13 protein-coding genes are annotated in these 13,720 nt (G+C 63.0%); 6 read left to right on the plus strand and 7 right to left on the minus strand.

Annotated features, from left to right (window positions below; all coding sequences use genetic code 11):
- The first annotated feature begins 12 nt into the window (after positions 1 to 12).
- The 4 genes from CBW50_RS06505 (at position 13) to CBW50_RS06520 (ending at position 3,178) form a co-directional block, all read left to right on the plus strand.
- Positions 13 to 360: an integration host factor subunit alpha gene (locus CBW50_RS06505; protein ID WP_010399205.1), complete on the plus strand. Its 348-nt coding sequence runs from the start codon at positions 13 to 15 to the stop codon at positions 358 to 360.
- A gap of 10 nt (positions 361 to 370) precedes the next feature.
- Positions 371 to 775, plus strand: coding sequence for a MerR family transcriptional regulator (locus CBW50_RS06510; RefSeq protein ID WP_086144779.1), 405 nt, complete (start codon positions 371 to 373; stop codon positions 773 to 775).
- 203 nt (positions 776 to 978) lie between these two features.
- Complete coding sequence (locus CBW50_RS06515; RefSeq protein WP_086144780.1) at positions 979 to 1,611, plus strand: response regulator transcription factor; 633 nt, start codon at positions 979 to 981, stop codon at positions 1,609 to 1,611.
- A 151-nt stretch (positions 1,612 to 1,762) separates the two neighbouring features.
- The gene (locus tag CBW50_RS06520) at positions 1,763 to 3,178 is read left to right on the plus strand and encodes a CHASE3 domain-containing protein (RefSeq protein ID WP_086144781.1); all 1,416 of its coding nucleotides are present in this window, start codon (positions 1,763 to 1,765) and stop codon (positions 3,176 to 3,178) included.
- A gap of 80 nt (positions 3,179 to 3,258) precedes the next feature.
- Here CBW50_RS06520 and CBW50_RS06525 read toward each other — a convergent pair whose 3' ends face one another.
- A complete protein-coding gene (locus CBW50_RS06525; protein WP_086144782.1) occupies positions 3,259 to 4,068 on the minus strand; it encodes a Crp/Fnr family transcriptional regulator in 810 nt (269 codons plus the stop codon).
- 227 nt (positions 4,069 to 4,295) lie between these two features.
- Positions 4,296 to 6,353 (minus strand): methyl-accepting chemotaxis protein, encoded by a 2,058-nt coding sequence (locus CBW50_RS06530; RefSeq protein WP_086144783.1) that lies wholly within the window; start codon positions 6,351 to 6,353, stop codon positions 4,296 to 4,298.
- A 185-nt stretch (positions 6,354 to 6,538) separates the two neighbouring features.
- Here CBW50_RS06530 and CBW50_RS06535 point away from each other — a divergent pair, with 185 nt between their 5' ends.
- On the plus strand, positions 6,539 to 8,215 hold the full coding sequence (locus tag CBW50_RS06535) for a peptide chain release factor 3 (RefSeq protein ID WP_086144872.1): 1,677 nt from the start codon (positions 6,539 to 6,541) through the stop codon (positions 8,213 to 8,215).
- A gap of 51 nt (positions 8,216 to 8,266) precedes the next feature.
- On the opposite strand, the gene CBW50_RS06540 is transcribed toward CBW50_RS06535, so the two are convergent.
- Both CBW50_RS06540 and CBW50_RS28675 read right to left on the minus strand, forming a co-directional pair.
- Positions 8,267 to 10,159: an EAL domain-containing protein gene (locus CBW50_RS06540; RefSeq protein WP_086144784.1), complete on the minus strand. Its 1,893-nt coding sequence runs from the start codon at positions 10,157 to 10,159 to the stop codon at positions 8,267 to 8,269.
- Positions 10,160 to 10,435: 276 nt separating this feature from the next.
- Positions 10,436 to 10,687 (minus strand): hypothetical protein, encoded by a 252-nt coding sequence (locus CBW50_RS28675; RefSeq protein ID WP_139842417.1) that lies wholly within the window; start codon positions 10,685 to 10,687, stop codon positions 10,436 to 10,438.
- Positions 10,688 to 10,743: 56 nt separating this feature from the next.
- On the opposite strand from CBW50_RS28675, the gene rnk reads away from it, so the two are divergent.
- Positions 10,744 to 11,151 (plus strand): nucleoside diphosphate kinase regulator, encoded by a 408-nt coding sequence (rnk, locus tag CBW50_RS06545; protein WP_162835757.1) that lies wholly within the window; start codon positions 10,744 to 10,746, stop codon positions 11,149 to 11,151.
- A gap of 63 nt (positions 11,152 to 11,214) precedes the next feature.
- On the opposite strand, the gene CBW50_RS06550 is transcribed toward rnk, so the two are convergent.
- From CBW50_RS06550 to CBW50_RS06560, 3 genes are all read right to left on the minus strand, one after another.
- Positions 11,215 to 12,243: a transporter gene (locus CBW50_RS06550; protein ID WP_172404694.1), complete on the minus strand. Its 1,029-nt coding sequence runs from the start codon at positions 12,241 to 12,243 to the stop codon at positions 11,215 to 11,217.
- Positions 12,244 to 12,359: 116 nt separating this feature from the next.
- Positions 12,360 to 13,058 carry a YXWGXW repeat-containing protein gene (locus CBW50_RS30280; RefSeq protein WP_319017173.1) on the minus strand — a complete coding sequence of 233 codons (699 nt, stop codon included), beginning with the start codon at positions 13,056 to 13,058 and terminating at the stop codon, positions 12,360 to 12,362.
- Between the two features lie 206 nt (positions 13,059 to 13,264).
- On the minus strand, positions 13,265 to 13,513 hold the full coding sequence (locus tag CBW50_RS06560; protein ID WP_086144787.1) for a hypothetical protein: 249 nt from the start codon (positions 13,511 to 13,513) through the stop codon (positions 13,265 to 13,267).
- Between the last annotated feature and the right edge of the window lie 207 nt (positions 13,514 to 13,720).

Raw genomic sequence — 13,720 nt, forward strand, 5'->3', positions numbered from 1 at the left:
CTGCATCGGGCCATGCTGGTTGCCAAAGTGCGCCAGGAAGCGGAAAAAGATTTGCCCACCTTGACCAAGGCGGAACTGGCCGAACTGTTGTTCGAGCAGGTGGGCCTGAACAAGCGCGAAGCGAAGGATATGGTCGAGACCTTTTTCGACGAGATCCGCAATGCGCTCGAGCGCGGCGAAGCCGTCAAGCTGTCCGGTTTCGGCAATTTCCAGTTGCGCGACAAACCGCAACGGCCGGGCCGCAATCCGAAGACGGGCGAAGAGATTCCCATCACGGCGCGCCGTGTCGTGACTTTTCATGCGAGCCAGAAGCTGAAAAGCATGGTCGAAGAGACCAGTCCGCTGGCCCGTGCAGCCTGAGTGAGTGGCGATGAACGAGCGCATCAGTAAAACCGAGTTGATCGCCTTGCCGCCCATCCCGGCCAAGCGCTATTTCACGATCGGCGAGGTCAGCGAGTTGTGCGGCGTCAAACCGCATGTACTGCGCTACTGGGAGCAGGAGTTTTCCCAGCTTAAGCCGGTCAAACGACGTGGCAACCGCCGTTATTACCAGCACCATGAAGTGCTGCTGATACGGCGGATCCGTGAATTGCTGTACGAACAAGGTTTTACCATCAGCGGCGCGCGCAACAAGCTCGACAGTCGTGGCGCGGCGCATGCCGTCATCGACGATGTTCCCGTCCTGCCGGCCGAGCCCTTGCCGCCGCAGGAAGCGCCGCTGGACCGCGTATGGATACGCAATGAATTAATTGCGATTTTAAACTTGCTAAAATAAGATTTGTACCAATATAGGTCGGGTTGTCCGGTGCCAGCTGCCAATACTGAGCTGGCGCACCGCCTTGGTGCGGTGGCCGTAGCGGACGGCGCGCCATATTTTGAATATAATGTTAATGTTGCGTTTTTGTTAGTAACGCTGAACCGGAGCAGCGTTCAGGTTCCGGTAGTCTTTCCCAGGCCAGGAAAATTTAAGGGGAAACAATGATACGCGTTGCCATTTGTGATGATCACCAAATAGTACGAGCTGGATTCAAACAGATTTTTTCGTCGTCAAGCGACTTCAGTGTCGTGGCGGAAGCCGGTACGGGGCGCGAAGCGCTCGATATCGCCCGCCGCGAGATTTGCGATGTGCTGTTGCTCGATATTGCCATGCCCGACCAGAGCGGCATCGATACCTTGCGCACGATCCGCCAGGGCCAGCCGGAATTGCCCGTGCTGATACTGAGCGGCTATCCTGCGCAGCAATATGCGCTGAACCTGTTCAAGATGGGGGCAAACGGCTATCTGAACAAGGAATGCGAGGCCGACGAGCTGATGACGGCCGTGCGCACCGTGTACCAGGGGCGCCGCTACGTCAGCTCCACCGTGGGCGAATTGCTGGCCCAGTCGTTCGACCGCGATACGAATGCCGCGCTGCACACGGAATTGTCGGACCGCGAGTTCCAGGTCTTTTTGCGCCTGGCGCGCGGCGCTACCGTGTCCGATATCGGCGTGGCCTTGTCGCTGAGCATCAAGACGGTGAGTACTTACCGTACGCGCATCATGGAAAAAATGGGCTTGCAATCCAACAGCGACTTGACCTATTACGCAATGAAAAACAATTTGCTTGACTAGCGCGGCGGTGCGATCATGGTCTCATGATCGCCCGGCATGCCAGCCTGGCACGACTTGATGTTGTGCAGTGCAGCAGTCTGTGGCGAGGATTATAATTGGCCGGCGCCGGTGTTCTTTCCCGCGCCGAACCTTGCTAAGGATGCACATCAGGATGTATTTCACCGCTGAACCGGCCCCGAATCACCGCCTGCCCCTCTACAAGACGATCCTGTGCGTGACTTGCGCCTTGCTGCTTGTACTCAATGGTTTCAGTCTCTTCCATAACCTGCAATCGCTGAAGGGCACGAATGCCTTGCTCAGCCAGAGCGCCCGCGTGGCCGACCGCCTGCAGTACCTGAACGTGCTCGTGCTCGATGCGGAGAGCAGCTTGCGCGGCTATTTCATTTCCGGCTCGGAAACCTATTTGGGGCCGTCGAAGACGGCTTCCATGGAAATCGACAACGAATTCAATGAGTTGCAGACCTTGCTGGCGGGCAGTCCGACCCAGCTGAAGAACCTGGCGCAACTGAAAAGCTTGATTCGTCGCAAGATGTCGATGTTGCAACAGGCAATTGAGGTCTACAAGCAGGGCGGGTTGGCCGAAATCGTCAATATCTCGCGCGTCACCGATGACCGCGCCACCATGGATGAAATCCGCCTGCAGGTGGTGATCATGACGCGCGAGCAGAATGAAGCGCTGACGTCCGGCAGCGCCGCCTTTTACCATGAGTACCAGAAAGCCGTGATACTCGGCATCGGCATCAATGCGCTGGCCATCCTCGTGCTGGTCATGTTTTACCAGCTGGTGCGGCGCAGCTTCCAGAACCGCGCGGCCGTCGAGTACGCGTTGCAAAATGCCAATGACACGCTGGAATCGACGGTCACCAGGCGAACCGAACAATTATCCGTGCTGTCGCGGCATTTGATCAGCGTCAATGAAGTGGAGAAGGCGCGCCTGGCGCGCGAGCTGCACGACGAACTGGGCGCCAATTTGACCTCGATCAGCATGGACCTGGGCGCCGTCACGCAGCAACTGGCGCACACGCAGCCGGAACTGGCCGCGCAATTGCGCCGTGCCAAGGCAACCTTGCTGGAGACGGTGGAACTGAAGCGCCGCATCGTCGAAGACCTGCGCCCCAGCCTGCTGGACAACCTGGGCCTGTGCGCCGCCATCGAAAGCTATTGCGAGGATTTCGCCCGCATGAGTTCGGTGCGCTGCGAAACGGACGTGGCCATCAATATCGACAATCGCGAAGCGACCCTGACGATCGCCCTGTTCCGCATCGTGCAGGAGTCGCTGACGAACATCCTGAAATATGCGCGCGCCGGCATGGTCAGCGTCACCCTGAAACGCAATGAGCACGGCCTGGTGCTGCGCGTCATCGACGACGGCATCGGCATCACGGACGAGGCCCTGCAAAAGCCCATGTCGCACGGCTTGCTGGGCATGCGCGAGCGGGCTCTGTTGCTGGGCGGCACACTGACCGTGCGCCAGGGCCCGGAAGGCAAGGGCACGTGCGTGGAAGCGGTGATTCCCTTGCCGCTGACGCCGGAACCGGAAGAGATCGACGAAGACGCCAGCGTTTAAGTGCTGACGGGCGAAAAAATGGCCAGGCATGCAGCCCGGCCATTTTTTTATCCATCCTGCTGATCCAGGTCAGCAGCGCATCAGCAACGGGAAACGTCGCGCAGCAAACGGTCGTATTCCGTCTTGGCCACCTTGTAGCACTCGCCCGCATAGCATTCGAGGCCGGCGCGGTCCAGCACCGTGATGTTGCCGCGGCGATAGTGGATCAAGCCTTCTTCCTGCAATTTGCCGGCGGCGGCCGTGATGCTTTCGCGGCGCACGCCCAGCATGATGGAAATGAGTTCCTGTGTCACTTTCAATTCATTCGATGGCGAACGGTCCAGGCGGTCCAGCAGCCAGCGGCACAGTTTTTGCTCGATCGAGCTGTGGCGGCCGCCGACGGCGTTCTGCGCCATTTGCGCAAACAGGGCGTTGGTGTAGCGCATCAGCAGCTGGGGCAGGGCGCCGCCCTGGTTGAAGGCGTCGCGCAGGCTTTGCGTTTTGAGGCGGTAACCGTAGCCGGCGCTCTGCACGACAGCCGTGCACATGGCGCGTTCGCCCGCCAGCAGCGAGGCGCCGGCCACGCCTTCATGGCCGACGACGGCGATTTCCGTCGTGGCGCCGTCTTCCATCACATACAGCAGGGAAATGATGGCGGTGGTGGGGAAATAGCTGTATTCCAGGTTATTGCCGTAGGCATACAGTTCCTTGCCGAAAGGCAGTTCCACCAGTTCCAGGTCCTGGAACAGCGATTCGAGCGCGGCGCGCGGCAGGGCGGCCAGCAATTCATTCTGTTGTGCGCTACTGAGGCTGACCCGCGACGCAAGCTTGATTTCCCGGCCGGCCGCCGGCATGGCGCGCGGCAGCAACTGGTTCTTCTGGACCGGGGTGCTAAGTTGAGTATGGTTCATGGTATGTCCTCACAGGCTTTTTACATCGGAGTGCGATTGCCGCGTTGCTGGTCAAAAAATCGGCCGGTTCCATCTGGAAACGGCGTTTTTTTTCAACCGCGCGGTGCAGATCGCGATGTAGCTACTTTAAAAGCTTATGTAAGTGGCGAACATAAGATTAGCAGTCGCCACTTTGTAGTCTCTACTGAGGCGAAATTGTAGTCCTTGTCCTACATGCACACTTTAGCCTAGCTAGCCTTGCGCCGTTCTGCGCGATTTTGTGATATGACGCGCGGCTTGTTGGCGCTCCACAGGCCGGCCGGACGCACGCTGGGCAGGCCGTCGCGCATGCCGGCGGCCGGTGCCGGACGCTCGGCAGGTACGTCCTTTTCTCCCAGGCGGAAGCGGCTGACGGCCTGCGTCAGCGCCCCGCCTTCCTGGTGCAGGCGCTGCGAGCCGGCGCGCGCCTCCTCGACCAGGCCCGCGTTCTGGCGCGTCATGTCATCGATCTGCGCCAGCGCCGCGTTGATCTGGGCAATCTCGCCATTCTGCTCGGCGCCGGCGCTGCTGATGCGACCGATGACGACGGCCACCTGCTGCACGGCGTCGACCACCTGCCGCATGGTGCTGCCGGCCGCGTTGACCAGGTCGCCACCGGCGTCCACGGTGGCCACGGAATCGCCGATCAGGCGCTTGATCTGCTGCGCCGCCTCGCTGGAGCGCTGCGCCAGGCTGCGCACCTCGGCCGCCACGACGGCAAAGCCGCGCCCCTGTTCGCCCGCGCGCGCCGCTTCCACGGCCGCGTTCAGGGCCAGGATGTTGGTCTGGAAGGCGATGCCGTTGATGACGCCGATGATGTCGACGATCTTGTGCGAGCTGGCCTTGATCGAGGCCATGGTCTCGACCACGGCGCTGACGGTCTCGCCGCCGCGCAGGGCCACTTCGGCGGCCGACGCCACCAGGGTGCGCCCCTGTCCTACGTGGGCTTCGTTGCGGCCCACGGTGGCCGTCAGCTCGCGCATCGAGTCCACGGTGGCGCCCAGCGCCTGCGACTGCGTGGCCGTGTGGCCGGACAGGGCGGCGTTGCCCTGGGCGATATCGGCGCCGGCCGCCGCGATGACGGCCGCGCCGCCGCGGATTTCCTGCACCAGGGTGGCCAGGCCGTGCGTCATGGCGCCGAAGTCGCGCACCAGGTCGCCGATTTCGTCATGCGCCTGCGAGGTGATGCGCTGCGACAGGTCGCCCGCCGCCGCCGCTTTCACGGCCACGCGCAGCTGCGTGACGTCGCGCGCGAACGCGGCGTAGAAGCCGGCGCACAGGTAGGCGGCGGCCAGCAGCACCAGCAGCATGGTGCCCAGGACCAGGGCGCGGCGCGCCTGGTCGCGGGCGATGCGGTCCAGCAGCAAGCCGTCCAGCGCCGTGGCCGAGGCGCCGGACAACGCGTGCAGGGCGTCGATGGCGTGCATGCCGGCCGCGTGGAATTGCGCGCCCGAGGTCTGATCGTAGGAATTCGTCACTTCGTTTTTCGTGCGTTCGAGGAAGGCCAGCGCGGCCGGCACGGCTTTCAGGGCCGGCTGCAGGCTGGCGCGCAGTTCCGGCCGGGTGCCGAGGATTTCGTCGAAGCGGGCCGGCAGGCGTTCCAGCTCGTGGCGCGCGATCAGGGCATTGGCGTTGACGAGCTGGTCTTCGTTGGCTTCGAACAGGCCCGTGTCGATGTAGGCGGCGCCGCGCCCGGCGATGTCCGACAGGCTCTCGGCCAGGTCGGGCAGGGTGGCCGTGAAGACGGCGCTCAGGTGGTTGGCGCCCGCGTCCGGGTCCAGGCTCAGGTGCGAGCGGTCGGCCACCAGCTGGCCCAGCTTGCCTGCCTGGCGCAGCAGCGCCGTGTGCGCCGCGTAGCTGTCGCGCGCCGCGAGGCCCGCCTGGCGGCCCAGCAGCGCTTGCCACTGCTTCGTCAGCTCGGCCGCCTGGGGCAGGCCGGCGCCCGCCGGCAGGCGCGCCAGGGCCGCCAGAGAAGCCGTGATGCGCGCGTTCAGGGCCGTGTTGTCCATGCCCGCCTTGCCGCTCAGGCGCAAGTGTTCGAGGCCGCGCCGCTGCTGCAGCAGCCGCGTCCCTTCCTGCAGCTGGCGCACATAGGCCACGCCCAGCTGCGCGTCCTGCGCCTGGGCCAGCGACTTGCCCAGTTCCGAGATCAGCAGGGTCGTCGCCAGCGCCAGCGGCAGCAGGAAGACGAGGCAGACGAGCATGAATCTGGGCAGCAGTCGCAAGCGCTGCATGAGTCGGATGGCGGGGGTGAGGAGCATTTTCATCGGGTTTCCAGGGTAGGGTGACAACATTTCTGCAGTGCAATGTTGCCTGCGGATTGTGACCCCTTGATGAACTGCGCCCCGGTCAGCCGATTTTGCCGTTCGCCAGAGTGAAGCAGTTCACACGGAAGGCCGATCCTTCTGTAAAATCGAGGGTTTTTTGCGAGGGCCATATTATGGTCACCAATATGGCCAACGAGAACGACATCAATACCCCCGATTCCAGCGACAGCGCGGACAGCGCCGCAGCGCCGGCGAGCAGCAAGGCGCCGGCCGTGATCGCGCGCGAAGTCAAGCGCCGCCGCACTTTCGGCATCATTTCCCACCCGGATGCGGGCAAGACCACGCTGACGGAAAAACTGCTGCTGTTCTCGGGCGCGATCCAGATGGCCGGCACCGTCAAGGCCCGCAAATCGGGCCGCCACGCGACGTCGGACTGGATGGAGATCGAGAAGCAGCGCGGCATTTCCGTCGCTTCCTCGGTGATGCAGTTCGAATTCCGCGACCACGTCGTCAACCTGCTCGACACCCCGGGCCACCAGGACTTCTCGGAAGATACCTACCGCGTGCTGACGGCCGTCGACTCGGCCCTGATGGTGATCGATGCGGCCAAGGGCGTGGAAGCGCAGACGATCAAGCTGCTGGCCGTCTGCCGCATGCGCAATACGCCCATCGTCACCTTCATGAACAAGATGGACCGCGAGACGCGCGATCCGCTGGAACTGCTCGACGAACTCGAATCGGTGCTGAAGATCCAGTGCGCGCCCGTCACCTGGCCTATCGGCATGGGCAAGAACTTCCGCGGCGTGTACCACCTGCTGAACGACGAGATCATGCTGTTCAAGGCCGGCGAGGAAAAGGCCGACGGCGCCTTCGAAATCATCAAGGGCATCGACAATCCGCGCCTGCAGGAGATGTTCCCGCTTGAGATGGATCAATTGCGCATGGAAGTCGAGCTGGTGCACGGCGCCTCGCATCCGTTCAACCTGGAGGAATTCCTCTCCGGCGTGCAGACGCCCGTGTTCTTCGGTTCGGCCATCAACAACTTCGGCGTGCGCGAGATCCTGTCCGCGCTGGTCGACTGGGCGCCGGCGCCGCGCGAGCGCGACGCCACCGTGCGCTCCGTCGATCCGACCGAGCAGCCGTTCACGGGCTTCGTCTTCAAGATCCAGGCGAACATGGACCCGGCGCACCGCGACCGCATCGCCTTTTTGCGCGTGTGCTCGGGGCGTTTCGAGCGCGGCATGAAGGTCAAGCACTTGCGCCTGGGGCGCGAGATCAAGGTGTCGAACGTGGTGACCTTCATGGCATCGTCGCGCGAACAGGTGGAAGAAGCGTACGCGGGCGACATCATCGGCTTGCCGAACCACGGCAACATGCAGATCGGCGACAGTTTTTCCGAAGGCGAGATGCTGACCTTTACCGGCATCCCATACTTCGCGCCCGACTTCTTCCGCTCCGTGCGCATCCGTAATCCCTTGAAAATCAAGCAGTTGCACAAGGGTTTGCAGCAGCTGGGCGAAGAGGGCGCGGTGCAGGTCTTCAAGCCCGTGCAGGGCGGCGAACTGGTGCTGGGCGCTGTCGGCGTGCTGCAGTTCGAAGTGGTGGCCAGCCGTTTGCTCAACGAATATGGCGTCGACGCCGTGTTCGAGGGCACCAGCATCAGCAGCGCGCGCTGGGTCAGCTGCGACGACAAGCGCGTCCTGCAGGATTTCGAGAACGCGCTGGGCCACAACGTGGCCTACGATGCGGCCGGCAACATGGCCTATCTGGCCACGTCGGGCGTCAACCTGCGCCTGACGGAAGAGCGCTGGCCGAAGCTGACGTTCCACGCGACGCGCGAGCATTCCGCGAAATTGGCTTGATGAATATCAAGTAGGTGCCAGGGGGGCAGAACCAGCGGTTCTGCCCTTTTTTTACGCCGGCAGGATCGTGCGCGTGCTCCAGTCGCGCCGTTCCAGCAGCAATGCCGTCAGCTGCGCCGCCGTCATCGGGCGCGCGAAGAAGAAGCCCTGCACGTTGTCGCAGCCCGCTTTCCTTAAAAACTCCACCTGCTGCAGTGTTTCCACGCCTTCGGCCACCACTTTCAGGTGCAGGCTGTGCGCCATGGCGATGATGGCCGTGACGATGGCTTCGCCCTCGCCGGGCAGGTCGTGCACGAAGCTGCGGTCGATCTTCAGCTGGTCGATGGGCAGGCGCTTCAGGTAGGACATCGAGGAATAGCCGGTGCCGAAGTCGTCGACCGACAAATGGATGCCCGTTTCCTGCAGGCGCCGCATCAGTTCCACATTGGCGTGGATATTGTCCATCAATACCCCTTCCGTGATTTCCAGCTCCAGCAAGCCGTGCGGCAGCTGCGTCTCCTGCAGGATGGCGCGGATGTCGTCCATCAGGCCAGGATCGCTCGCCTGGCAGGCCGACAGGTTGACGGCCACATGTTCCAGCGAATCGAGCAGGCCCGCCTTGCACCAGGCGGCCGCCTGGCGGCAGGCGCTTTGCAGCACCCAGCGCCCCAGGTCGACGATGATGCCGCTTTCCTCGGCCACGGGAATGAATTCGCTGGGGCTGAGCTGGCCCATGTCGCGGCAGTTCCAGCGTATCAGCGCTTCCACGCCGACGATGCGCCCGCTGCGCAGGTCGATCTGCGGCTGGTAATGCAGATACAGTTCCTCGTTCTGCAGGGCGCGGCGCAGGTTCGCTTCCATGCGCAGGCGGCGCTGGGCGCGCAGCTCCATTTCCGGCTGGAAGACGGCGTAGCGGTTCTTGCCCTGGTGCTTGGCGTGGTACATGGCCGTGTCGGCATTGCGCGTCAGGGTCGCCACGTCGCGCGCGTCGAACGGGTACAGGCTCATGCCGATGCTGGCGCTGACGTACAGCTGGTGGCCTTCGATGGCGAACGGTTCGGCCAGCACGGCGAGGATCTTGCGCGACACGCTGGCCATTTCCGAGGCGTCGTCGGCCGGTTCGACGATGACGACGAATTCGTCGCCGCCGATGCGGCAGATGATGTCGGTGGTGCGCAGGATGGCCATCAGGCGTTCGGCGACGAGCTTGAGCAGCTGGTCGCCGCAGTGGTGGCCCAGGGTGTCGTTGACCACCTTGAAGTTGTCCAGGTCCAGCAGCAGCAGGCCCACGCTGCTGTCCTGGCGGTCGGCGCGCGCCAGCGCGTAGGCCAGGGCGTCATTGAATTCATGCCGGTTCGGCAGCTGCGTGACGGGGTCGACGTGGGCCAGGTAATGCAGATGGTTTTCCGCATGCTGGGCGGCGATGCGCGTGCGGCGCACCATCAGGGTCGTCAAGCCGAACGCGCACAGGCTGACGAGCAGGGTAAAGGCGGCAAAATGCGCGAGGCTGCGGTATTGCTGCGCCAGGCTGGCGCGCAGGAACAGGGCGCCGCCGCCAGGCAGGGAGGCAGTGAAGGTGGCGTTGCCAGCCAGAAAGTCAACGTGCAGGCCCGGGCGCGGCGCGGCCGGCGCGGCATCGGCGCCGTGGCGCGCATAGCGGGCAAACGGCGTGCCCTCGGGTTTGTACAGCAGCGCCTGCTGGAGTTGGGGAGCGGCGGACAGGGTGGCAAGCGTTTGCTCTGCGGCAAGGAGATTGTTCTGGCGCAAGGCCGCGCTGGCGGCGGGAGCCAGCATGCCGGCCTGTATCTGCAGGTTGCGCTGCAATGATGCTTGCAAGGAAAACCACTGGAACAGCACCAGCAGCAGGCTGGCGGCCGTCAGCATGGCTGCCGCGGCCAGCAGGTTCAGCCTGGCTATCCGGTCGCCGCGCAATTGCGCCGACGGCAGCATCAATGGCGTCATCATGCCGCCTTTCCTTGCCGGCCCGGCTTGCCGCCGCCCCGTGTGATCCCGCCTCGCCCTGCCATACTTTGCGTTCCAGTCTGATGAAAACCGATGTGAGCCGGAACTCTCAACGTGTTGTTAAGGCCGACATATTGTCATTTTGCAGCGTGAAAGTACAGGCTGTGCGGCAATTTAGTGGGCCAGCCGCAGTCCGGCGGCAGCATGCATGGCGACCAGGGAGAAGCAGGCCGGCACAGGCTAAAAAACGAGGCATGTCTTTCTAATAATTTTTGTGTTTTATTTTAATCCTTTTTTTGCCGGCTGGTTTTTTTTCAAAAAAGAGATGCTGGCCGTAAACAAAATGCCGTGGTGAATAACTTTGCGGCGGCTGCCGAGTTTATTGCTGGTGTAAATATTGCATTGCAAGTCGTTGATTTTAATAAATTTTACGGGGGAATGTGCAAACGCTATGGCCTTGCCACGCGAGTTCGTCCATAATCCGCTGATGATGGACGTTCTGATGCTGTTTGTTTTGTCTGCCGCGGCCAAGTAACTTGCCGCCAGCGAAACCGGACGCCGCCCTAATGATAATCAGTGAGGATATCTTGGAAAAAAAACCAAAAATTATTTTGTCGTCACAAGACCTGGAACGACTGGAAGCGTTGTTGTATGCCTTGGGAAATAACTTGTCGCCGGACAAAGCCGCCTTGCTCGATGAGCTGGGCCGCGCCGAGGTGCTCGAGCCGCAGGAGATACCGCCGACCGTCGTGACGATGAATTCCACCGTGCGCTTCACGGTGGAGAACAAGGAAGAGTTTTGCCTGACGCTCGTCTATCCGAAGGACGTGGAAGGCCAGGCCGACCGCATTTCCGTGCTGGCGCCCGTCGGCAGTGCGCTGCTGGGCCTGTCTGTCGGCGACAGCATCGCCTGGCCTATGCCCGGCGGCGTGGTGAAGGTGAAGATCGAGGAAATCGTCTATCAGCCTGAACGGGCCGGCGAATACCACCGCTAGGCGCGGCAAGCAGTGACGGCGGACGGCGCCTGCCGTTCGCCTGCCAGGCCGTGTTTCCAATAGTCAACTATTGCGTTGCACGCGCACCACCAGCCATCCCGCCACGACCGTGAACGTGACGATGATGGCAACGATGATCCAGAAGCCCTGCGGGTGCTGGGCCAGCGGAATTCCCCCCACATTCATGCCCAGCATGCCGGCGATGATATTGATCGGCAAGGCCAGCACGGTGACGATGGTCAGCACGAACAGGCTGCGGCTGTTTTCCTCGTTGACCCTGGCGGCAATCTCTTCCTGCAGCAATTTGATGCGTTCCTGCAGCGAGGACATATCGCTGAGCACGACGGAAAACTCCTCCGTCGACTGGCGCAATTCCAGGCTGTCCAGCTCCGACACCCATGCGGGCGGGCGCTGCAGCAGGCGGAACAGGGCGGCCGGTTCCGGCGCCAGCAGGCGCTGCAGCCGTACCAGCACGCGCCGCATGGCGCCCAGGTCTTCGCGTTTCGGCACCAGCCGCCCGGCCAGCAAGTGGTCTTCGATGTCGTCGACCCGCGCCACGGCGTCGCGCACGATGTTGACCAGTACGTCGGCCTGGTCGCGCAGCAGATGGACCAGCAGCTCCACCGACGAGCGGATCGGCTCGTGGTTCTTGATGACGGCCTGGCGCAGGCGTTCGATCGACTGCAGCGGCGCGCGGCGCGCCGTGATGACGAGGTCTTGCGCCACGCTGGCCCACATGGTGGAAATGTCGGACGCCTCGAACGAGAAATTGTGCACCACGTCGTTGACGACGGCGATCAGGGTGTTTTCCGCCTGCTCGATGCGCGTGGAGCGCGAGCCCTGGTGCAGGGTTTCATAGAATTCGTCGGCCAGCTGCGTATGCGTCATCAGCCATTTTTCGCTGGCCGCATGCGACAAATTAAAATGCAGCCAGACGAATTCCTGCGCCGGCCGTGCCGCGCCCGCATTGAGCCAGGCCAGTGCGGCCGTCGAGTCGAGCGCCAGCGGCTGACCGTCGCGGCCAAACAGGAAGCCCCAGACGAGGCCCGAGGTGTCCGAGCCATAGGTAAAGCCGGCAGTTTCCATCGCCATCGTGAATCTTTCTCGCGCAGTGTGATTGATCGTCGCGCGATGTTAATACACGGATATGTCCGGAAAATGACAAGGCCACCGCGATGGGTGGCCTGGACGGGAACTGCCGCCGCGGATTAGTTGCGATGGGGATTGTCGGGCCGACGGTCGTCGCGGTTCGGAATGCCGTCGCCGTCGCGGTCGTGGCGGTTGCCATTGTCGCGGTCATAGCGGTTGGGGATGCCGTCCCGGTCGCGGTCGCCGTTCGGGCCGCGTGGCGACCAGCGGCCTTGCTCCATCTGCCAGCGGCCGTCGCGCTGGTTCCAGGCGGGCGGCGCATACACGTAGCCGGGGCGTTCGGCGATCCACACGCCCGGCGTCCAGGCATAGCGCTGGGCACGCCATTCCCAGTGGCCGGGCGCCCAGACGTAGCCGTGGCGCGCGCGCGGGATGGCTTCGCGGCGCGGCGGCGGCGGGGCGATGCGGATCTCGTCATAGCGCACGGGCTGCACCTGCGCCGCGACCCAGCCACCCCGGTCCAGGCGCCATTGATTGTTTTCCTGTACCCAGGCGGCGCGGCGGTACTGGTTGCCGCCCCGTTCACGCAGCCATTCGCCGCTGTTCCAGACGTGGCGGTGGCCGTCCCAGTTCCAGTAGCCGGGCGCCCAGACATAGCCGGCGCGCGCTGGCGGCACGCTTTCAAACCGTGGTGGAGGCGGGGCGTTGCCGATGACAATGCTGACGCCGACCTGGCTTTGCGCCATCGCCTGGACTGGCAAGAAGGCTGCGGTGCTGATGGCGAGCATGGCTGCTGCGTAGAGTGTGATGGGTTTCATTTCCGTCTCCATTTCGGTGAGTGCATGAAATGGACTATAGACACTTGCCGGCGCGGTGATCGCCTTTGATTCAACTTATTACAATTGACACAATGCTGGGTGTCCGTGTATCCGTGGCGGATACAAATGGCGGCCTGGCGCGGATACTTGCTGTGTGGAATTAATGGTGCTGCGGCGCCAGGCGGCGCGGGGGCGTCATGCGCGGCTCACAGTGCGCTGGCGGTGGCATTGGCCAGCATGGCCTGGCGTTCCTCGATCAGCGAGGTCTTCTTTTCCTGTTCCGTCAGGCGTTTGGCGCTGACGACCACCACGGGAATGGCGTGCGCCCGCGCCACGTCGCCAGCCTTGGCGGGCTGCGGCTGCATGAAGCTGACATAGCTGGCGGCGCAAGCGATGGCGACGGCGACGGTGAAGATGACTTCCATGTTGTTCAGCGTGCTTTTCAGTGGTTTCATGATCGTTCCTTTCGGGTGGCGGGTGGGTATGCATGCACTGTAGCCAAGGGCGCGCCGGGCCGCCATGCGCATGCGACCAGCCGTGGTTTTGGCGGGATGGCCTGCAAAAAAACGGCGCTGAAACGCCGGCGGGGGCGGCTGGTGGTGCGACGGCTGGAATTGAGGGCTAAATAGCCCTGTATCCGGGCATATGAATGCAATTGCCAC

The sequence above is a fragment of the Janthinobacterium sp. GW458P genome (assembly GCF_002127585.1).
In the GTDB taxonomy this organism is placed as follows: Bacteria; Pseudomonadota; Gammaproteobacteria; order Burkholderiales; family Burkholderiaceae_D; genus Janthinobacterium.